Consider the following 19,700-nt stretch of genomic DNA (forward strand, 5'->3'; position numbering starts at 1 on the left):
TTTTCAGTCTCAGTTTTCAGTCTCAGTTTTCAGTCTCAGTTTTCAGTCCCAGTCTCAGTGTGATTGCAGTGACCAGTCTCAGTCTCATTCCAAACGGAAACTGAGACTGAGACTGACACTGAAAACTTATTTTATTGGTTTAATTATAAATCCGTAACTGTATTCATTATTTTTCAATAAATACTGCTCGTGTGGATATTCTCCCCAGCTATTGTCTCCACCTAAACCACGTTGGGCAAGGTCAACACAAACAACAACCTCTTTTCTTGGTGTAATATCGCTGGAGTGCAGGTTTTTCTTTGTCATTCCGCCATCAAAATCGGCTGGATAATTATTTAAAGTGCTCATGCATAAAGGCTGCAGACCTTTTATCTCCAAGCCATTTCCTTTATCGCCTGACAATCTAAACCAGCGTATATCTGTTTTGTATCCATTCTCTTGTGGGCGTGTATAAGGCACATATTGGTCTGCAACTTTACTTTCGTAAATTCCTTTAAATGAGGCTGTATTTCTGTCTGAATAATTTTCTAAAGGTCCTCGGCCGTAATAATCCAGATTTTCAAAGTTTTCTTTTAAAACGAAAAGCATTCCAAAACGAGGCATTTCAGGCACTGGATTATTTCCTCTTTTATAAGAAGGAACAATCTCTAAAGCTCCATCAGTACTCAAAGAATATTTAATTGAATAATCTGAAAACACATCATTGAGTTTCATTTTTGCGAGAATACTTTTTTTGCCATTTTCATCCGTTACTTCAATATTTTCTAAAGTCAGGTTTTTACCAGCATTTCGCCAGATATTCAATTTTTGGGGCATTTTATTTCCAAAATCATTATCTGTTGGCGCCCGCCAAAAATTAGGTTCTGGATATTGCTGAAAATATTCTTCGCCGTTTAAACTGTAATAAGAAATTAATCCTGTCTTTTTGCTGATTTTTACTTTTACATTGGCTGCAGTTAGAACAAAAGCATCTTTTTCATTTTCAATCGAAGCAGAATTTGTCGCTGTCGTTTTTTCAAAATAATTTTCTCCTTCTAATGCAAATTGTTCCCTTGCAATTTCAAAATTCTGAGGCAGTATTTCTGAACCTGTTTTAGTGTATGCAAAAACATTCAGCAAATATTCTGTTCCTTCTTTTGATTGTATTTTTGGCAAATCAATTTTAAACTGTTTTTTAGATTTCGGATTTAAAGCAACATCAATTGAACCTGCTTTAATTACTTTTCCGTTTTCTAAAACCTCATACTTAAAATTGTATTTATTAAGATTCGTAAATCCAAAATCGTTTATAATTTCGATCACTCCGTTTTTGATATCAACGGCATTAAATAAAATATCCTGATACACTTTTTTCACTTCAAATGCTCCGGGATGCGGTGTTCTGTCGGGCCAAACCAATCCGTTATGGCAAAAATTTTCATCATTTGTATAGTGCTGACTTCCTAAATCGCCTCCGTAAGCCCAGTATTTTCGTCCGGCCTCATCTTTCGTTTCAAAACCCTGGTCAACCCAGTCCCAAATAAAACCACCCTGCATATTTTTACTGCTTCGAATGATATCCCAATATTCCTGAAAATTACCGCTGCTGTTTCCCATCGCATGCGAATACTCACACATGATGTACGGACGACTTACTTCTTTGCGCGCCGCATATTCTTTCATGTATTCTATTGTTGGGTACATTGGGCACACGATATCGGTGTTTTCATTTTCTTTGGCCTGCTCAAACTGAACCAATCTCGTATTATCTCTTTTTTTGATCCATTTGTAGGCTTCATGAAATACTGGCCCATTGGCACTTTCATTACCTAATGACCAAAGTATTACCGACGGCATGTTTTTATCTCTTTCGACCAAGCTGTAAATTCTGTCTAAATGTGCTTCTCTCCATTCCGGAAGATGACCCGGATTAGTTTTTGGATTCATCCACATAATAGGCTGTCCTTCTACTCCCATTCCGTGGCTTTCGATATTGGCTTCATCTACCAGAAACAATCCGTATTTGTTACATAGTTTTACCCATAAAATATTGTTTGGATAATGACTACAGCGTACTGAATTAATGTTAAGCTGCTTCATCATTTTGATGTCTTTCATCATCGTCGCTTCGTCCTGATAATGTCCCGTTTTCGGATTATGTTCGTGAATATTTACACCATGAAACATTAATCGAACTCCGTTTACCAGTAATTGTCCGCCTTTTAATTCTACTTTTCTAAATCCGATTTGAGAGGAAACGGTTTCTATAATATCACCTTTTGCATTTTTTAAAGTCAAAAGCAAAGTGTATAAGTTTGGTGTTTCACTGCTCCATAATTTGGGATTGGATACATTTTGAGAGAAATTAATCGTCTGAATTTTTGATGCTTCAAAATTGACATTCAACTCTTTGGTAAATACATTTTTTCCCGAAGCATCAACTAGCTTCGCAGTCAATTTTTGATTGTTAACTGCAGTTGCAGTCAGGTTTTTTAAATTTACTTCTACATTCAAACTTCCGTTTTTGTATTTTGCATCTAAATCTGGTTTGGCAAAAAAATCGGAAATGCGAACATTATCTGTGCTATACAAATAAACATTTCTGTCAATTCCTGAAAGTCTCCAAAAATCCTGATCTTCCAGATATGAACCATCACTCCATCTGTAAACTTCTACAGCCAAATTATTTTTTCCGGGTTTTAAAAATTTAGAAATATCAAATTCTGCCGGACTTTTGGTGTTTTCGGTATACCCTACTTTTTCACCATTTACCCAAATGTACATGGCCGATGTTCCTGCTTCAAAATGAAGAAAAACATGTCGGTTTTTCCAGTTTTCAGGCAAAACAAAATCTTTTTTATAAGAACCTACAGGATTATCCGAATGATTGATAAAAGGCGGATTTTTCTCAAAAGGATACGTTATATTGGTGTAAATTGGAATACCATAACCGTTTAATTCCCAATTCGAAGGCACTTGTAATTCTTTCCAATTTAAAGTACTGAAATCCTGTTTATAAAAATCTTTCGGACGCTGATCCGGTGTTGGCGACCACAAGAATTTCCATTTTCCGTTTAAAGAAAAATACCAGGGTGAGTTTTCATATTTATCCATTATTGCAGAAGTTTCATCTGCATACGGCAGAAAAGCAGCTCGGGCCGGTTCTCTATTAATTTGAAATACTTCGGGATTTTCCCAGTCGTTACGGTCTTGCTCCTGAGCCGAAACAAAAGTTCCGCAAAGTACCAGCAGGGTTAATAAAAGTATTTTGGTTTTGATTTTATGCATTATTTTGGTTTTAGATAGCTGGCAATATTTTTCTAACACATAGAAACATAGTTTTTCTTTGTCTCAAAAGGCGTTTCACTTATTACAAAACACATAGCTATGGTGAGAAACTAGTTTATTTAATAAATTTTCTTATGCTCAAAAGAAAATCTATATTTCTATGTGTTTATATAAACTTTTTAAAACTTCAATTTTTCAGGCAAATATTTAGCAACTAATTCTTTATAATAAGGAAGTAATGCTTTTACATCTGGTTTAACCGGGGCTTTAGTGTACAAATCGTACGGATTGAACTTTCTTACCCAGTCAAACATTTCGATGTCTTTTTCATTCATTAAATGGGCGTAAGCGTTTTCTTTATGCTGTGAATAAAAAGAATGATAACGAATCATGTATAAAGCCGGATCCGGAAGGTAATCTTTCATAACCTGATACAAATATTCATCGTGACCCCAGCTCATTTTTACTTTATCCAATCCACAGTTTTGGGTATAAACACCAAATTTGGTATTGAATCTTTCGTCTGTATAATCGGGGTTTTCTTTGAAAAAATCGGAGTAAACAATCTTATCTGAATAAGCACATCCCACCGGAAATGTATCACCAACAACTGCCCACTGCGGTTCTCCGAACAAACATAAAATTTTACCCAAATCATGAATAAAACCTGTAAGGACAAACCAATCCGGGTGACCATCTGCCCTAATCGCTTCAGAAGTCTGTAAAAGGTGTTGTGTCTGATCTAAATCTATATCCGGATCACTATCATCTACCAGTGTATTTAAAAAATCAACGGCTTCCCAAATTGACATTTCTTTTTTATTGAATTGTAGAAATTCCTGCTCTTTGCTGCATACAAAATCATAAGTTTGATAGGTATGGTTTATTCTATAAAATTCCTTAACCGTTTCTACTCTTTCTGAATCGACATAATTCCTGAATTCTTCTTTCTGTTTTTCCGGCGTACTTTCAGAAGGATCAGGATATCGCAATAACAAATCATCTTCCCATTCATCTAAATTATTCAACGGATTATCTGTGTCTATATGCTTTTTCATAAGGCTAAAAAGTTTAAAAGTTATAACACAAAAATAGAATTACCTATACCGTTCAAAATGGATTAATACATCAAAAACATGGATAATTCTTATTATTGTAGGATTTTTATATATTATTCACTTAAAAACATGCAAACACGTTCTGGCTCATTTCACATTGCGATCCCGTGGTTGAAACCAAGGGCAATGTTTTTAATATTGAAATGAAAATTGGAGAATCGGATTTCAAATATAGCCCGTGGTTTCAACCACGGGAGACAGAGCGGGAGAAATTTAGGTTACAGATATACATTGCGATCCCGTGGTTGAAACAACGGGCAATGTTTTTAATATTGAAATGAAAATTGGAGAATCGGATTTCAAATATAGCCCGTGGTTTCAACCACGGGAGACATCGTGAGGGAAATTAGATTATGGATATTCATTGCTTCCCCGTGGTTGAAACCACGGGCTATGATTTTAATATTGAAATGAAAAGATGACGGAATTACATTTCAAATATAGCCCGTGGTTTCAACCACGGGGACATAGCGGAGAAAATTTGTTACGGATATACATTGCGCTCCCGTGGTTGAAACCACGGGCTATATTCTTCAAAATATTTGCCGAAATAATTCGCGTAAAAGAAAAAATCCTTTCTAATCCGTGTAATCTGTGGCTAAAAACCAATTAAATCAGTTTACTAGGCGGGAAACCAAACTGTTTTTTAAAGCATCTGCTGAAATATAAAGGATCATTGAAACCTACCAAATTCGTTACTTCAGAAACATTGTACTTTTTTGTTTTTAGCAGTTCTGCTGACTTTTTTAAACGAATCGTTCTGATAAACTCGTTTGGAGCCAAATCGGTTAGTTCTTTAATTTTTCTGTATAATTTTGAAGAACTAACACCCAGTTTATCACATAAAAATTCTGTCGAAAGATCAACTTCGCTTAAATTATCATTGATTAAACTGGTTACTTTTTCCATAAATTCTTCATCAATTGGCGAATGTGTCAGCATGCTGATCTTTCCTTCTACTTCGCCGGAGAATTTTTGTTTAAGTTCTAATCTTGATTTAATTATGTTTTCAATAACCGTTTTAAGTAATAAGGGTTCAAAAGGTTTCACCAGATAACCATCAGCTCCCATGTCATAGCCTTTTACTTTATCCATATTTTCAGAAAGTGCCGTCAGCATCACAACCGGAATATGGCTTATAAATTCATCATTTTTTAGTTGTTGACAAAATTCCAGTCCGTCCATAACTGGCATCATAACATCGGTAACGCATAAAATGGGTTTAATTTGTCGGCAGATTTTTAAACCTTCTTCTCCATTTTCTGCCTCATAAACTTTGTAATAATCAGATAAATAGTCAACCAGATATTTTCTAAGTTCGCTGTTGTCTTCAATTACTAATATTTTTTCTTTTAAATCTGTGTTTTGAATGATTTTCTTAGCCGCTTTTTCCGGAATAAGCATACTTAAACTGTCATTTTTAAGCGCATATTCAAACACCTCTTTACTCTCGTAAGAAGCGCGGTCAATCGGAATTTCGACTTTAAATGTACTTCCCTTTGCTGGTGTGCTTTCTACAGCAATAATTCCTTTATGAATTGCTACTAAAGATTTTACCAGCGACAAACCAATACCCGATCCTGTGTTATGGGCTTTACTGTTCGTTGCCTGATAAAATCGTTTGAAAATTTTATCCTGACTTTTTAAAGGAATTCCAATTCCGTCATCGGTTACTTCAATCACTAAAATATCTTCAACCGTATCTTTCAGCCTGATGTACAAGTCTACATTTCCGTTTTTATTCGTGAATTTTAAAGCATTCGACAAGAGATTGTAGAGGATCTTATCATACTTATCATTATCCAGCCAGCCGTTTATTTCCTCATCTTCAGAAATAAAATTGAGCTTAATTTTTTTATCATAAGCCATTTCCTTAAAGGAGTCAAAAATATTTTTCGAGTAAGCCAGAATATCGGTTTTAGTTACTTTTAGTTTCAATTCACCTGACTGTGCTTTTCTAAAATCTAATACCTGGTTTACCAAATTCAGTAATCTGCTCGCATTTTGATAAATTAAATTATATCTGCTTTTTTCATAATCGGTGGCGTTGCTGCTTTCATCTAAAAGCTGTTTCGCCGGACCTAAAATAAGCGTTAACGGTGTTCTTAATTCATGAGAGATATTGGTGAAGAAACGCAATTTCTCATTATTCAGTTTAACGTCGTGTTCTCTGTTTACTTTTTCCGTAAGCAGTTCTTGTTTTAAACGAATTCGGTTTTTGATTTCTTTTCTAATGAAATAAAAAACACCAAATAAAAGGGCTAAAAACAGTATAAAAGAAATCGGTGTCAGCCAAAAAGGCGGCAGGATTTTTATTTTATACGAAACTGTTTTGCTCCAATATCCATCGCTGTTGCTGGATCTTATTTTAAATACATAATTTCCGGGATAAAGATTCGTATACTGCACTATTCTTGACGTACTATTAACCGTTATCCATTGTTTATCAAAACCTTCCAGCATATATTGAAACTTATTCAGCTTTTCGTTTGCAAAAGATGGAGCCGAAAACTGAATCGAAAAATCGCGGTTCTTATGAGTAAGTTCTATTGCATTTCCATAGTTCAAATCTTTTGAAAGCGGAATTTCTCCATTAATTTCCATTTCCGGGAAAACTTCTTCATTCTGAATTTTAAATTCGGAAATCACGGGCAACGGCGCCCATTTGTTTCTTTTCATTGCAGGAGGCGAAAAAGAAATAATACCATTTTTACCTCCCAGAAAAATATTCGAATTATTAAAGTAAAAAAAGCCGCTTGAACTAAAAACGTCCAGTCTGTTACCGCTGTTTACATGGTAAATACTGATTTCCTTTAAATTAGATTTAACGAAAGCAATATTATTGTTATTGATATTCAGCCACAAATTTCCTTGTGCGTCTGATAAAATATCAGTAATCCATTTGCCTGAAAGTTCTTTAAGATTTTTTACTGGTTCGAATTCATTTTTTTTCAGATCGTATAAACAAAGCCCAAAACGTGTTGACGCCCATATTTTACCTTTTGCATCGACCAAAACGTCACTCACATTTTCATCATGAGGAACTCCTTTTTCTTTGATAAAAAGCGACGAATAGGTTTCTATTTTTCCAGAATTGATATTGTATTTTACCACTCCGGTTTCTGTAGCAAACCAAACATTATTTTTAGCATCTCTTTCAATTGCATTAATCTGAAAGTCTGGCAAAAGTTTACTGGATGTTTCTACTTGCAGCGTTTTGGTGTTCAAAATTACGGCACCTTCTCCAAAAGAACCCACGATCATCGAATCGTCTGTAATCTTTGTAAAAGCAAAAACGGGTGATTTCTCAAATCCTGCCTTTATTTCTCTGGAAGAATTTGTACTGTAATTGTAAACCAATATGTTTCCGTCCCACAGGCCGCAATAAAAGATTTTTCCATCATCAGAATAAATGCTGGCAATATCTTTTCCTGTGTTATGTAACGGAGTTGAGCCTTTTGTATTCGAAATAAAAAGTCCGTTATGGTAAGTTGCCACAATCACTTTTTGGTCATACGTTTTGGCAAAACCTCTTATACGCGGTGCCTGATTGCCAATGGAACGTGAAATATCTTTGTTTAAAGTGAACTGATTTTCATAAGGATCATACTTGTCCAAACCATCTTCTGTACCAATCCATAAAACGCCCGAAGCATCAAAATAAAGTGCTGAAATTAAATTATCTACAAGCGAAGTATCATCTGATAAAATAGAATAATACCATTTATAATTTCCTTTCTGAATATCTTCTAATTGATTACAAACCAGCAATCCGCCTAAAGTTCCAACCCAGTATTTTCCATCGGGAGCGCGGGCAACTGATAAAAAATAAGGTCCTAAAGCGCCTCTAATCTGCTTGCTTTCTATATATAAATTGACAAACTGATCGGTAGATTTATCGAGTTTATATAAGCATTCACGGGTTCCGACAAAAATATCCGATTTGGCATCTTCGTAAATAAAGTTAATATATGGATTTTTTATGTTGGAATAAGGAACAGAAAGTGTGTAATTATTAATTCGCACAATTGCTCCTTTGGCATCCATTGTTATTTTTGCCACACCCGATTTTTCATAACTTCCAACCCAGATATTGCCTTTTTTGTCTTCAAAAATTTCTTTTACATAATCGAAACCTTTCAGCTTAATTCTTTCGAATCGGTTTTCTTTCAGGAAGAACAGATACATACCTTTTGTTTTGGTACCCACCCAAACCCTTTTAAATTTATCTACATAAACCGCTCGTACTTCATCATCGGGCAGACTGTTTGGATCTTCTTTTTTATGAAAAAAGGTGGTAAAAACATGCGTATCCATTTGAAAAAGTGTCAATCCTTTTCTGGTACCAATCCATAGTTGATTTGATTCTTCATCAAGCTCCAAAGCTGTGATGTCATCATTGTACAATTTATTTTTTCCCGGAGTAGAACTCATGTAGTTTTTGAACTGATAACCGTCGAAACGATTTAATCCTGAGAATGTTCCAAACCACATGAAGCCTTTTTTATCCTGCACAATATGGCGTACAGAATTATGAGACAATCCGTTATTGTCATTATAATGCGCAAATTTTATATTCTGTGAATAAGAATGATAAAAAAGGGCAAAAAATAAAAATAGCAGAAAGGATTTTTGTCTCATGAAAATAAATTATAAATGCAATTTAATCTTTTTGATCTAATAAATATCAAAATTATTTAACAGATAAATTATCAATTTTATTGTTTTTTAAATCAATTTTAAAATGATCAGAAGGTTCGCCATTCATGGTTTTCAAGAATATTTCTGCCCATAAAATCAGTTTTGGATCATTTGATTTTTTTAATTGATTGCAAACCAATTCGTATTGCTTTAATCTCTTGTTTCCAATTTCTGAATAAGCTAATTCATCAGCGCTTTTTAAACGGTAAAAATCGAAAATCATATCAAAACCGGTCCACGATTCAAAATCAGAAACAGTCAGGGAATTTGATTTTAAATCTTTATCCGTTTGGGATGCCTTTTTATTTATTTCTAATAAATCTTTTCCTGAAAGACTTAGTATTGATTTTAGAAATTCAGCCGGAAAATCTTCGGGTAAAAATCTTAAACGAACTAATTCCTTTAAATGCCAGCTCGTAAATGCTGCATAATCCTTAGCTTTTAAAATTTCTTTGTTCCAAATATGCTCACTTTTACTGTTCTGCAAATGCGCATATTCTTCTTCATAAAAAGGAAATAAACTATTGAAATTAGGTACTTTGCCAATTACAATTGTTTCAACCTCAAATTGAGAAGCTGAATGAATCGTCAATATTTTGTAAGCCGGCATATACGCTGCAAGCGAAGGCGTTTGAATATTAAACAAAGTATTTCCTTTGGCTGATGTTCTTATACCAGTATCGTTAATATGCATGTGTCCGCCAAAGTGAATCTGAATCCCGGCATCTGCAAATTGCTGCGCTACTTCTTCGTTAGGAACCCGCTGCAGCTGCATTTTATCGGCACCAAAAAGCTGTTTTAATTCTGGCGATGCATTGTCGTTAAATTCCACCATTGGGTAATGACTAAAAGCAATCAGTATTTTTCCTTTTTGTTTCGCTTCCGCGGAAACTTTTTGTACCCAGTTTAATAAATGGCTTTTATAAATCAGAACGTTATTGTAACCCGTATTCGCTCCCGAAAAATCATGCGGATCACCTTGTTTTCCTGATAATTTCTCGTTGGGAACATAAGCATTGGCATCTATAGCCAAAAGCCAGATTCCTTTAATTGGTTCAACCACATAACTGGCATCCGGAAGATAGAGATTGGTGTTTTTAATTACATACGTTCTTTTTTCTAAAACAGATTGTTTTTGAGCTTCCTCAAAATTATATTGTTGATACGTATAGTTTGAAAAAGGCGTTTCCCAATACAAATCGGTCTTTTTGGGGAAAAAACCAAAATCTCGCATTTCCTGAATCGTTTCCTTATATCCCCAGTTTTTTATATCTGATGTAATAATCGGTTCCAGTTCACTTTTACTTTTATCGAAATTTTTAGAACTGCTGATGATTTGCTCTTTTCCGTCTTTGCCTAGAAAATCGGTTTTTTCGGCATCTTGCGAAAATGGTCTTACAACATCATGATTACCAGTGGTAACATAAAAGGAAAGTCCATATTTTTGGGAATATTCGTTGAGTATTTTTCTCAATCCGCGTACGTGCACAGGTTGTCCGTCGTCGCTAAAATCACCCGGAAGTACGACTTGCTTGATGCCTCTTTTGACAATATCATTCAACGCTTCTAAAAAGGCAAAATAATTTTCATTGAAAATTCTGGTAGAATGCAATTGAGCGTTCATCGTCCTGATATTGGCATATTCGCCCGTAACCGGATTTTTGATTCCGCGATAATTATTATCTTCAAACTGAGCAAAAATATCTTGTAAATGAACATCGGCTATAAAAGCAATTTGAACTTCTTTTTTAGCGGTCTGCTGTGATTTGCAGGAATATAAAGAAAGTAATAGTACTAGTATAGCCGATATTCTAAACATTATTTTGTATTCTAATTTTTAATAATTATCTGTTACTTGTATTTTTTTTTAGATTATACCGATTATATATCCATGAAATGTCCTTAAAATTAGACGCGGATTAAACAGATTCGCTAACGCGAAGACGCGGATTAAAACGGATTTTTATTAATCTTTTAAAAAATACAAATAGATTATCCGTTTTAACCCGCGTCTTTACGAAGTAAATCCGTTCAATCCGCGTTCTTACTTAAAGGATAATTCTATTACTTTTTAATGTAAGCTTCTAATTTATCTAAAGTATTTAATTCACTTTCTCTTGCGCTCGAAGAAATGATTTTTGTTTCTAATGTTTTTGCTGGTTTAGAGATTAACAAATACTGTGTCCCATCATCTGTAGTTTTTTCATAATCTTTTGGATTGTACATAATTGCTGCTCCAATCTCCACGATTTCTGCTGCAACATCTTCTGGGTGTTTTCCCCAAACTGCGATATAATTGGTACCTTTTTTAGTTCCGGAATCTTTGAAATAATTAATTCCTGTTGCAAATTGTACTTTTTCTCCGCTTAAAGAAACAGCTTCTACTTTTGCTTCTCTTTTACCGGAAAATACCGTTACACGAACTAAAATATCTACTTTTTTTCCTTTGTAAGGCACTCCTCTTGAAATCATTTCCATCCACGACGTAGTATCTGTTTTTCCCACACGTGCCAAACGATTTGTTACCGGATTTAAAGGCACAACTTTTTCTCCATCCCAAAGTTTTACACCACCCAAACCTACAGTCGATGCTACTTTATAATAATCAGCTCCCCATCCTTCTTTTTGCTGTTCCGGAGTTGGGTACCAATTTGCTTTTCTTAATTCTAAACCTGGTTTTGCTTTAGAATAAACATCAATCGCTACTTTATCGCTGAAGTAAATTCTCAAAGCCATCCATTCATTTTCAACCGCCGGGCCGTGATGTCCAATTGTTTTATATAAATCTCCCGTTTCTGAGCCAATATCTGTCAGATAAGTAATTTTATCAGACTTCATATACAAACTTGTATCTGTATTATTTTGTCCAAAACAAATGCAGCAAAAAAGTAAAGCGGTTATGATTGGTAATCTCATAATTTTAATTATTTATAGTTTAAAATTTAATTCTCGTAAATTTAAACTAACATTTCAATACTTTCACTATTACGCAAACGATTTCTCAATAAATATTGGTTTTGTTATAAAAAAAGAAGCGGCAAGTAACTCTACAACGGGAAACCAATCTTTGTAGAGCTTCTTGCGAAGATTTACTTCGTCTGTTCGCTATCGCTCGAGTCTCCTCCGTCGAATGACAAACAGTACGCTTAATGATTACGCATAATTATTTTTAACACATAGAAACATAGATTTTTGATGCTTGTTAAGAGGCGTTTCACTTGCATTAACAAACATAGCTATGTTTGAGAAACTAAGTTTCTTTTTGTCGTCTTTTCTACACAACAAAACTATGTTTCTATGTGTTGAATTGTTTTTTAATTACACCCAACGGATTATATTATTTATCTGTTACTTTCACCAAAGTAAAATTTATCCCCAACGGATTTTTAGCGATTTTACAGATCAATGGATATTCTGGATTTTTTACAATCCACATTTCAGTTTCATCGATTTCTGCAATTACATGCAGCGCATCGATTAATTTTCCGTCAATAGAAACACCGTTTTTATCTTCATTTTTGTCCAGGACATAAGTCGTATTGTTGTACACAAAAGAATTATTTTTTACTAAATCCTGATACGCCGATCTTGAAATCATGAAAAAGGTTTCTGTAGGTTTTAAGTTTAAAACCGAAGCATATTCTCCTTGATTAAAACTTAACGCGTTTCCGTTTTTTACTGCTTCAGAAAGCATGACAATACTGCTTTTAACGCCTCTTGTTTCTAGTTTAAAAGTCAGAGCATCGCCAGCTGTTTGAGCTATAAGTGATAAAGTTCTGGTTTGTCCGTGAAGTTTGCAGACATAATTTAGTTCTGTATTATTTTTTAGTGTCGGAATGTAGTTTTGAGATATTCCTGTTTGATAAAATGCCAAAAACAGAAATGCTGCCATTATATTTTTCATTTGCTGATCGTTTTATTTAGCCGGCGGTAAAATTTTGGTTCCCCATTCAGAAGGTTTAGAATCCATTTCCAGAATTAATTCTCCTCCGTTATTAATATCATCGTGTAAAATCCAGGCTTTGTTATAAGGTTTTCCGTTTAATGAAGCGGTTTTTATATACTTGTTTTTGTCGCTCATTTTTTTAGCCGAGATTTTAAACTTTTTACCATTTTCTAATTGTATCGTAGTTTCTTTTACCAAAGGCGTATTAATCAGATAATAAGGCTGTCCGGCATTTGGATATAAGCCCATCATATGAAAAGCCAACCACGAAGACATTGCTCCGGAATCATCATTCCCCGGCAATCCTTCTCTTGAAGTATTGAAATTATTTTTGATTATCGTTCTGATTCTGTCGCTGCTCAAATACGGTTTCCCGATCCAGTGATACAGGCAAGGTGTTAAAAACGAAGGTTCATTGGCCACATTATACAACTCTGAATTAAAGAAAGTATTCAACCTGTCTTCAAAAGCTTTTTCACCGCCTGATTTTCGAACCAGTTCCGGAACATCATGCGGAATGCTAAAGGAGTATTCCCACGAATTTCCTTCGTAGAAAAACACGCACCAATGGCATACATACCAAGGCGATTCGATAATTACGGGCGTATATTTATAAGTAGGTTTCTGGATTTTTGATTCGCCGAAAACAACATCATCCAGCCAGTTTCCGTCTTTGTCTTTTGGCATAATAAAACCTTTGGCTCCGTTATTTTCATAATCAGCACGCCATAAATTCTGCCAGCTGTCGGCTTGTTTGATGTATTGATTGTACAAATTGGTTTTGCCCAATCCTTTGGCTACAACGGCAATGTTATAATCGTTATAGGCATAATCGATTGTTCGGTTTCCTGCGCGGTCTGTGCCGAAGGGAACGTATCCTAATTTTAGATAATCTATTAATCCGCCTCTTCCTTCTTTTTCTTCATTGCCTCCCGGCGGAACTGTCGCGTCTTTAAGCATTGCTTCAAGCGCCAGTTCGTAATCAATCCCTTTTAAGTTTTTTACAAACGCATCTGCCAGAACAACCTCAGCATTTGAACCACCCTGAGTTCGTCCGTTGTCGTTGCCGCTTCTTCCTTCGGGTAAATAACCTTCGCGTTTGTAAATATTGAGCATGGCATTGATAATTTCTACTTTACGTTTAGAATCAATCAGTGTTATTAAAGGGCTTGAGGTTCTAAAAGTATCCCAAATCGTATAAAAATCATCGTAATAAGGTTCATCATTTGTCCATAACGGATTTTCTCCGGTTCTATCAACGGGCATAATCATGGTGTGATATAAACCGGTGTAGAACATCTTTTTATAATCCTCTGATGTATCTTCAGATAATGTAATTCGGCTTAATAAGTTCTCCCATTTATTTTCTAAAGTGGATAAAACGGTATTAAAATCCCAATGCGGAATTTCAACTTCTATATTGTTTTTGGCTTTTAATTCACTTAAAAAAGAAATTCCGATTTTGACATTCAGTTCTTCTTTTCCACCGTTTCCAAAAGAAAGTAAAGCGGCTGTTTTTTTTCCGGAATCAAATTGCGCTTTTTGATTGCTGTAAAATTTTCCGTCTTTAAAGGTTACATATTTTGCAATTGGCTGATCAAATATTGCCCAGAAATAAACCGTGTAAGCGCGACCGTTATTCCATCCGCCTCTTATTCTGCTGTAACCTCGAACTTCGATATCCGAAACAATTTCGATCTGCGAACCTACAAACTGCTGTGCTTCCCTGGCGTCGGGAATCTTATCTTCTCCAAGAAAAAAACCTGGATCTATTTTTAATTCTTTGGATGTATTTTTTGGGTAAGTGATACGGTAAAAAGATACTTTTTCACCTGTCGTTATTTCTGTTTTGATTTTATTTTCTTTGAAAACCGTTTCGTAGTAACCCAGTTTTACATTTTCTTCTGCTCTGTAAGAAGTCTGATCCATCTTATCTAAAGCACCGGAAAATGGCATAATCTGAATGTTTCCATATTTCGGGCCTCCACCCGTTCCGCTTACGTGTACCTGACTAAAACCGGTTACTTCTTTTGGCAGTGGCAGCCAGCCGCTGTTTGGACTCGAAGTACAATCCGGACTTGGTTTTACCATTCCGTATGGACATGACGGACCTATAAAAACCCTGCCCACTCCTTCTGACCCGATCATTGGGTCTACAAATTGATGAACGGTTTGCTGGGCATTGATTGTTATGGTAGTAAGAAATGATATTCCTAAAAAAATGATAAACTTGTTCGTTAATTTCATTGTGTTATTTCTTTGGTTTTGTTTGGCATGTCAATTTTTTAACACATAGAAACATAGATTTTTTTTGCTGCTTAAAGGCGTTTCACTTGCATTAACAAATCCCGTCCCGAAGTTTCGGGATCGGGACTATGTGTGAGAAACTAGTTTCTTTCTGGTTACTTTTTTTAAAATCATAAAAATCTATGTCTCTATGTGTTTAATTATTTTCTAGTTAGGTCGATCTGACATTTCTAAAATTAATTCACCTCCATTGGTAATTTCTTTATGTGAAAGCGTAAAATCTTTTACAGTTTTATTGTTGTATTTGATGTCTTTTACATACACATTTTCAGCGTTGTTGTTTTCCGCTTTTATCACAAATATTTTACCAGAATAATATTTCGAATTTAAACTTATTGTTATCTTATTAAATATTGGACTTCCAATTTGATAAACGGCATCTTGATCTGTTCCTCCGTTTATTTGAAATAAACCTAATTTAAGCAATACATTTAAACTTCCCATTAATCCCTGGTCTTCGTCGCCATTGTAACCGGTTGAAGGAGATAATCCGCTGAAAGTTTCTTTTACTACGTTTCTTGTCCAATACTGTGCTAAATCGGACCTTCCTAATACTGTAAAAATATTGGATGTTTGTATAGAAGGCTGATTTCCAAAATTTATGGGAATTCTGCTAAACTCGGGATGCAATTCTGCATCGTGCGATGTGCCGGAAGTAAACTTTTGTTTTTGGGCCGTTTCAAATTGAGTGTTCAATTTTTCTACAGCTTTTTCCTTTCCTCCCATCAAAACGGCTAAACCTTCAATATCATGCGGAACAAACCAAGTTGATTGTGCCCCATTTGATTCTATAAATCCATTTTCATATTGATAGGGATCATAATTTTCACGCCATTTTCCTTCTACGTTTTTCGGACGCATCCAGCCTATTTGTGCATCAAAAACATTTTGATAATTTTTGGCTCTTTTGATGAAATAATTATAATCTTCTTCGTGATTTAGTTTTTTAGCCAATTGTGCCAAAGTCCAATCCTGATAGGCATATTCTAAAGTCTGGCTTGTACCGTCTTCATGGCTTCCGAAATTGCCATCTGGAAGCGGATAAGGCACATATCCTTTTTCTAAATAATATTTTAATCCACCGCCAATATTGGTATTGTGTTCATATCCTGCTTTTTCCATAATACCTCCCGGCATATGATTTTTTTTGAGCGCGGTATAAATCTCTTCTAAATCTTCTTTTACAATTCCTTTTTGAATGGCGCTTACGATAAAAGGTGTTGCTGAAGCTCCGGTCATGACATACGTATCATTTCCTCCCGAAGGCCCGCGTGGAATGATGCCTCCGTCTTTGTAATACTGCATTAACGAATACACAAATTCTTCCATAATTTCAGGATACACCAATCCCCAAAGATTATTAATTGTCCATTGGGCACCCCAGAAAGCATCTGAATTGTAATGATTGAATTTTGGTTTTCCGTCAGCATTTAAAGGCAATTGTCCGAGCCTGAATTTTTCCCCTGTATTATCAGGATAGGCTCCATTTGCGTCACTGATCATTTTTCTGCCTTGAAGCGCATGCCAAAGATCTGTGTAAAATCTTCTTTGATCGGTTTGAGTTCCTCCTTCTATTTTAATTCTTCCCAATAAATCGCTCCATACTTTTCTGGAATCGTCAACTGTTTTATTGAAATCCCAATGTGGTAATTCGGTTTCGATATTGATATTGGCATTTTCTATTGAAGTATAAGAAATACCAACTTTCATCAATACTTGTTCTTTTGTTTTATTAAAATTTACTAAATAATTACCTGTCACATTATCTCTTTCTATGGAAGTAACCGGCTCATTTGTTTTAATTTTAAAAAATACGGTTAATGGTTTTGGACGTCTGAAATTGGTACTCAAAACTAATGAACCCGAAAGTTCGTAATCGTTGTTTTTTTCTAATTTCCCATTGGTATTTTCACAAGGTCCTAAAATAGTGTTCAAATTAAAAAGAACTGCTTTTTGTGCCTTTGTCGGAAAAGTATATTTATGAAGACCAACTCTTTGCGTGCTGGTCAATTCTGCCGTTATTTGATATCGATTTAATTTTACGGAATGATATCCGGGTGTTATTATTTCGTTTTGATGACTGAATTTCGAATAAAAGTCTTTAAATATAGTTGGTTTGTTTACTGCTGCAATTGTTACCGGCATTACTGATACGCCAGACATTTGCCATTCGTGAACGTGGCTGAAACCTTTAACTGTATCTGTAGTATATTTATAACCGCCACCCCAATCGCCTTTAATTTCTGTATCGGGATTTAAGTTTACCATACCAAACGGACGACTTGCTGATGAAAAGTAAAACCACCTGGAATTTTCGGTGTCCAACAACGGATAAACCATGTCTGATAACTGTTTCTTTTTTAAGGAAATAGTTTTCTGAGCATTGCACGACACTAAAAAAACAAGAGTTAAACCTATTCCAATGCGTCCTATTTTATAGATTTTATTTAGTTTCATTTATTCTGTTTGTATTGTTGGGACAATATTGTTTTAGACAGGATTTTATCGGATTATAATGTATTCTCAAAACATTAGCTAAATGAATGTTACAAAGCTTAATCTTTCACTGCTTTTTCAAACGGCATTCGATTAAGCTTTGCTTTCATTCAAAAACAAAACTAAACTGATTCTTACGAGCAACTGAACAGACCAGTTTTTTAGTAAAAAAGGAGAAGAATTTACGCTCCTCTCCTTTTCAAAATTAAAATTGGTAACAAATGCGTACTTAACTAATTCTTATTTTTAATATCCATCATTCTGGATCAGAGCCGGGTTTAAAACCATGGCATTGGTTGGAATTGGGAAAACACGGCGATAGGTGTCTGCATTGGTTTTGTAACCCCATTGCCCTTCATATTTTCCAAAACGGATCATATCATTTCTATGCCATGCTTCCCAGGTAAATTCACGGCTTCTTTCTTTGTAAACATCTTCTAATGTTACACCGCTTAATGCCGGAGATGTTGTACGATTAGAACGAACCATATTTACTAATGCATCTGCACTTTGTCCTATTGTTACGCTTCCTCCACGAAGGATTGCTTCTGCTTTCATTAAAAGAACATCTGAATAACGTAAGAAAGGAACATCATTTTTTTGATTACGATTTGTTGAAGTAGCATCCGGGTAAAATTTAATATTTCTGTAACCCATATTCCATGCGATTTCGTCGTTTCCAAGATCAAATAAAGTTTCACTTTGACGTGGTATAATATCTGGTGTTAAATTTACCTGATAGGTATATGCAGCTCCTCCATCAGATCCTGTATAAAATTGGTCATATCCTTTTTTGGTTGTTGTAACCGTTACAGGTGTAATGCCGTCATTCATAAACTGAAGCCCTGTAAGCCATTGTTTATTTCGAATGTCATTTACATCATCAAAATAAGCATAAAATTCAGGAAGTGTACTTCTTGGTGCACTTGGTGTAAATGAAAGACCAAACTTAGCTCTTTCAGAACGGGGTACATCATAACGTGAATGGTACATTTGTCCGTTGTAACCTACTGTAACAGCTGCCGGATCGTAAGGAACTGCAAAAATGAATTCTTTCATCAACGGCCCATTAGTTGGATAAAACATTTGAAGATAAGTTGCTCTTGGCTCAATAACATATAAGCCCGAGTTGATTACCTCATCGCAAGCAGCAATACATTCATTAACACGTGATGCGCCTGTATATACTTCAGCGTTCAAATATAATTTAGCCAGCATTGCATTAGCCGTTTGCTTATTTGGTCTTCCGTAAGTGGCAACTCCCGCTACAGGATTTAAATTAGGAACGGCATTTTTTAATTCTTTTTCAATAAAATTAAAAACGTCTTTTCTCGGTGTTTTGGCATGAGACGAAAAATCTCCGTATAAAGTATCCAACGGTACATCTCCATAACTGTCCATTAACATGTAATAAGAAATGGCACGCATTGTTTTTAACTCAGAAATCAACGTATTTTTCTCTGCACCTTCCGGCATTGTCTGATTTAAAATTGAAATTGCCTGATTGCTTGTTCCGATCACTTTAGATGACCAGTCCCAAAGACTTCCTATGATTCCGTTATCTGCATTCCAGTCATGATAATGCATCGCAATATAGTTTCGGTTATCAAACCAGTTACCTCCTCTTGCAGGCAAAATAGCTTCATCTGTAGATAAAGACTGTGACCACCACCAGGCAAATGAAAACTCACCTCGAAATGCTGCATAAACAGGTCCTGTTGTCTGAATGTATTGTGCTGAGTTTTGAGGAAATACTTCCGGTGTCAATTGTGTTGTAATAGGCACTTCAAGATCGTCACAAGACCATATTAAACCAGCCATAAGTACTGGGAACCCTAAATATTTTAATATCTTTTTCATAATTT

Annotated in this window: 9 protein-coding genes; all 9 read right to left on the reverse strand. The window is 35.1% G+C overall.

The features are described from left to right. Positions 1-126 precede the first annotated feature (126 nt). The 9 genes from SD960_RS17265 to SD960_RS17305 all read right to left on the reverse strand — a co-directional run bounded on the left by SD960_RS17265 (position 127) and on the right by SD960_RS17305 (position 19,695). The gene (locus tag SD960_RS17265) at positions 127-3,267 is read right to left on the reverse strand and encodes a glycoside hydrolase family 2 TIM barrel-domain containing protein (protein WP_318805000.1); all 3,141 of its coding nucleotides are present in this window, start codon (positions 3,265-3,267) and stop codon (positions 127-129) included. Positions 3,268-3,446: 179 nt separating this feature from the next. Next, positions 3,447-4,325, reverse strand: coding sequence for an inositol oxygenase family protein (locus tag SD960_RS17270; RefSeq protein ID WP_318805001.1), 879 nt, complete (start codon positions 4,323-4,325; stop codon positions 3,447-3,449). Between the two features lie 669 nt (positions 4,326-4,994). After that, positions 4,995-9,026, reverse strand: coding sequence for a two-component regulator propeller domain-containing protein (locus tag SD960_RS17275; protein WP_318805002.1), 4,032 nt, complete (start codon positions 9,024-9,026; stop codon positions 4,995-4,997). Between the two features lie 52 nt (positions 9,027-9,078). Further along, positions 9,079-10,905 carry a metallophosphoesterase gene (locus SD960_RS17280; RefSeq protein WP_318805003.1) on the reverse strand — a complete coding sequence of 609 codons (1,827 nt, stop codon included), beginning with the start codon at positions 10,903-10,905 and terminating at the stop codon, positions 9,079-9,081. 245 nt (positions 10,906-11,150) lie between these two features. Then, positions 11,151-12,002 carry a DUF4861 family protein gene (locus SD960_RS17285; RefSeq protein ID WP_318805004.1) on the reverse strand — a complete coding sequence of 284 codons (852 nt, stop codon included), beginning with the start codon at positions 12,000-12,002 and terminating at the stop codon, positions 11,151-11,153. 421 nt (positions 12,003-12,423) lie between these two features. Then, positions 12,424-12,990, reverse strand: a complete 567-nt coding sequence (locus tag SD960_RS17290; RefSeq protein WP_318805005.1) for a hypothetical protein — start codon at positions 12,988-12,990, stop codon at positions 12,424-12,426. A gap of 12 nt (positions 12,991-13,002) precedes the next feature. Then, positions 13,003-15,279 (reverse strand): GH92 family glycosyl hydrolase, encoded by a 2,277-nt coding sequence (locus SD960_RS17295; RefSeq protein WP_318805006.1) that lies wholly within the window; start codon positions 15,277-15,279, stop codon positions 13,003-13,005. 207 nt (positions 15,280-15,486) lie between these two features. Then, positions 15,487-17,796, reverse strand: a complete 2,310-nt coding sequence (locus tag SD960_RS17300) for a GH92 family glycosyl hydrolase (RefSeq protein ID WP_318805007.1) — start codon at positions 17,794-17,796, stop codon at positions 15,487-15,489. Between the two features lie 285 nt (positions 17,797-18,081). Next, positions 18,082-19,695, reverse strand: a complete 1,614-nt coding sequence (locus tag SD960_RS17305) for a RagB/SusD family nutrient uptake outer membrane protein (protein ID WP_318805008.1) — start codon at positions 19,693-19,695, stop codon at positions 18,082-18,084. Positions 19,696-19,700: the final 5 nt, after the last annotated feature.

The organism is Flavobacterium sp. MMLR14_040 (assembly GCF_033657265.1).
In the GTDB taxonomy this organism is placed as follows: Bacteria; Bacteroidota; Bacteroidia; order Flavobacteriales; family Flavobacteriaceae; genus Flavobacterium.

Bases quoted from the DNA above. Each gene is read 5' to 3' on its own strand.
- SD960_RS17305 (WP_318805008.1), bottom strand. From the start codon at position 19,695: ATGAAAAAGATATTAAAATATTTAGGGTTCCCAGTACTTATGGCTGGT.
- SD960_RS17300 (WP_318805007.1), bottom strand. From the start codon at position 17,796: ATGAAACTAAATAAAATCTATAAAATAGGACGCATTGGAATAGGTTTA.
- SD960_RS17270 (WP_318805001.1), bottom strand. From the start codon at position 4,325: ATGAAAAAGCATATAGACACAGATAATCCGTTGAATAATTTAGATGAA.
- SD960_RS17280 (WP_318805003.1), bottom strand. From the start codon at position 10,905: ATGTTTAGAATATCGGCTATACTAGTACTATTACTTTCTTTATATTCC.
- SD960_RS17285 (WP_318805004.1), bottom strand. From the start codon at position 12,002: ATGAGATTACCAATCATAACCGCTTTACTTTTTTGCTGCATTTGTTTT.
- SD960_RS17290 (WP_318805005.1), bottom strand. From the start codon at position 12,990: ATGAAAAATATAATGGCAGCATTTCTGTTTTTGGCATTTTATCAAACA.
- SD960_RS17295 (WP_318805006.1), bottom strand. From the start codon at position 15,279: ATGAAATTAACGAACAAGTTTATCATTTTTTTAGGAATATCATTTCTT.
- SD960_RS17265 (WP_318805000.1), bottom strand. From the start codon at position 3,267: ATGCATAAAATCAAAACCAAAATACTTTTATTAACCCTGCTGGTACTT.
- SD960_RS17275 (WP_318805002.1), bottom strand. From the start codon at position 9,026: ATGAGACAAAAATCCTTTCTGCTATTTTTATTTTTTGCCCTTTTTTAT.